Origin of the sequence: Mesorhizobium sp. M7A.F.Ca.CA.001.10.2.1 (assembly GCF_003998575.1) — a bacterium.
GTDB lineage: Bacteria > Pseudomonadota > Alphaproteobacteria > Rhizobiales > Rhizobiaceae > Mesorhizobium.
The window spans coordinates 1-2,936 of sequence record NZ_RZQY01000714.1 but is presented as its reverse complement, the minus strand read 5'-3'; the positions used below and the strand labels follow the sequence as shown (position 1 = coordinate 2,936).

Annotated in this window: 3 protein-coding genes; 2 read left to right on the top strand and 1 reads right to left on the bottom strand. The window is 62.6% G+C overall.

Annotated features, from left to right (window positions below; genetic code table 11):
• Positions 1-992 (bottom strand): MFS transporter (locus tag EN964_RS30485; protein WP_127277135.1); only part of this gene is annotated, 992 nt, incomplete at its 3' end.
• A 167-nt stretch (positions 993-1,159) separates the two neighbouring features.
• Between EN964_RS30485 and cyoA the strand changes: the two genes are divergently transcribed.
• Both cyoA and EN964_RS30475 read left to right on the top strand, forming a co-directional pair.
• The gene (gene cyoA / locus EN964_RS30480; RefSeq protein ID WP_127268837.1) at positions 1,160-2,329 is read left to right on the top strand and encodes a ubiquinol oxidase subunit II; all 1,170 of its coding nucleotides are present in this window, start codon (positions 1,160-1,162) and stop codon (positions 2,327-2,329) included.
• Between the two features lie 15 nt (positions 2,330-2,344).
• The coding region (locus tag EN964_RS30475; protein ID WP_206528781.1) for a cbb3-type cytochrome c oxidase subunit I at positions 2,345-2,936 on the top strand (592 nt) is incomplete at its 3' end.

Below are 2,936 nucleotides of genomic sequence, written 5' to 3'. Positions count from 1 at the left end.
CTGAACACGGCAATGGCCACCGCCGAGCCTCCGAGCAAGGGCCAGCGCCCAACCCGGTCGGCGACGAAGCCCGAGATCGCGATTGCCGCCAGGCCGAAGAAAGCTCCGATCGTCTCGATGACGAGGAACCGTGCCGGTCCCTCGCGCGTGAACAGGAAAATCCAGGACAGAGGAAACACCGTCACCATGTGGAACAGGGCGAAACTCGCCAGCGGCGCGAAGGCGCCGAGCACGACAGTGCGCCCTTCGGCGCGCAACGTCTCGCGGACGGAAGTCGGCTCCAGTTCCTGGCCTTCGAACAGTTTGGTGTATTCCGGCGTCACCACGATGCGCAGCCGTGCGAACAGGGCGACGACATTGATGGCGAAGGCGACGAAGAACGGGTAGCGCCAGCCCCAGCTGAAGAAGTCTTCGGCCGACAGGTTGCCGACGAAATATGCAAACAGGGCGCTGGCAACGATGAGCCCGAGTGGTGCGCCCAGCTGCGGGATCATCGCATACCAGCCGCGGCGCTTTTCGGGCGCATTCAACGCCAGCAGCGAGGCAAGTCCGTCCCATGTCCCGCCCAGCGCCAGTCCCTGACCGATCCGGAACATGGCCAGCAGCCAGGCCGAAGCCTGGCCGATCTGGTCGTAACCGGGCACGAAGGCGATCGACACGGTCGAGGTCCCCAGCAGGAACAGCGCGATGGTGAGCTTGGCGCTGCGTCCGTAGGCGCGGTCGAGCGCGGTGAAGATCGCCGTGCCGATCGGCCGCGCGATGAAGGCAAGCGCGAAGATGGCGAAGGAGTAGAGCGTGCCGGTCAACGGGTCGGCATAAGGAAATACGAGCTTCGGAAAAACGATGACGGAAGCGATCGCGTAGACGAAGAAGTCGAAGAATTCCGACGTCCTGCCGATGATGACGCCAACGGCGATTTCGCCGGGCTTCACTTCATGATGCCGCGCGTTGATCCGTCTTGCGTCGGCTTCGATCTTAGAAGTTGGGCTCACAGCATTCTCCGTCGCCCCGCCGCGGTCTCATTACGATCGCTTGCCATGTGCGCGGGCCAGGTGCTTTGATGAGGCCTGCCGCGTCATTGCGGCATTGGACAAATTGTCCAATGCCTTCATTGCCGCGGTACGGCTAGCACTGGGGGGAACAACCGACAGGTCATACATTGAGCCGTCTCCGTACCCTTTTCCTGCTGCCCCTGCTGGCATCGCTCGGCTCCTGCAGCATGGTCGTCATGAACCCTGCCGGCGACGTCGCCGCGCAGCAGCGCGACCTGCTGATGGTGTCCACGGCACTGATGCTGATCGTCATCATACCGGTGATGGCTCTCACCATATTCTTTGCCTGGCGATACCGCCAGTCCAACCGCGAGGCGCGCTACGAGCCGGATTGGGACCACTCGACCCATCTCGAACTCGTCATTTGGGCGGTGCCGCTTCTGATCATAATCTGCCTGGGCGCAGTGACCTGGATGGGCACCCATCTGCTCGACCCCTATCGTCCGATCGGACGTGTAGCGGCCGGCAAGCCGCTGCCGCCGGACGTGCGTCCGCTTGAGGTCGAAGTCGTCGCGCTCGACTGGAAATGGCTGTTCATCTATCCGGAGTACGGCGTCGCCATGGTCAACGAACTGGCTGCGCCGGTCGACCGGCCGATCAGCTTTCGCATCACCTCCGCATCGGTGATGAACTCCTTCTACATTCCAGCACTGGCCGGCCAGATCTATGCAATGCCGGGTATGGAAACCAGGCTGCACGCCGTCATAAACAAGTCCGGCGACTATGAAGGGTTCTCCGCCAACTACAGCGGCGCCGGCTTCTCGGGAATGCGGTTCGCGTTCCACGGCCTGGACGACGCCGGTTTCCAGGCATGGATCGCGAAGGCAAAGGACGGCGGCGGCAAGCTCGACCGAAACGGCTATCTGGAGCTCGAACAGCCCAGCGAGAACCAACCCGTGCGCCACTATGCGGCGGTGGATGCCGATCTCTACAAGGCGATCCTCAACATGTGCGTCGAGCCCGGCAAGATGTGCATGAGCGAGATGTCGCAGATCGATGCCAAGGGCGGTCTGGGAATGGCCGGCATCCGCAACACCCTTCCGCTACTGTACGACAAGTTCGCCCGGCGCGGCACGATATTCGGCCCTGCCCCATCCTATGTCGCCAGCATATGCACGACCGAAGAAGCACTGGCGGCTTCGAAGGCCGATCAATCCTTCACGCCGATGACCTCGACGCCGATCGTCGGCGCTGGTCTGCAACGGCCACTGCCCCTGTCGATCCGACTGCCGTCACCTTCCGCAACCGGCACGCTTCGGTCGCCCTTCAACTCCTGAGGCGCCACGCAAGACATGTTCGACAATCCTGCTCTTCTCAAGGCGATCTTCGGCCGGCTTACGCTCGAGTCGCTGCCGCTGCACGAGCCCATCGTGGTCGCGACCTTCATAGTCGTCGCGCTGGGCGGCATCGCCCTCGTCGGCGCGCTGACCTATTTCAAGCTCTGGGGCTATCTGTGGCGCGAATGGTTCACCAGCGTCGACCACAAGCGCATCGGCGTGATGTACATGGTGCTCGGCATCGTCATGCTGCTGCGCGGCTTCAGCGACGCCATCATGATGCGGCTCCAGCAGGCGATGGCCTTCGGCGGTTCGGAAGGCTATCTCAATTCGCATCACTACGACCAGATCTTCACCGCGCACGGCGTGATCATGATCTTCTTCGTGGCGATGCCGCTGGTGACGGGCCTGATGAATTTCGTCGTCCCGCTGCAGATCGGCGCGCGCGACGTGTCGTTTCCGTTCCTCAACAATTTCAGCTTCTGGATGACGGTCGGCGGCGCGGTCATCGTCATGATGTCGCTGTTCGTCGGCGAATTCGCCCGCACCGGCTGGCTTGCCTATCCGCCGTTGTCGGGGATCGGCTACAGTCCCGATGTCGGTGTCG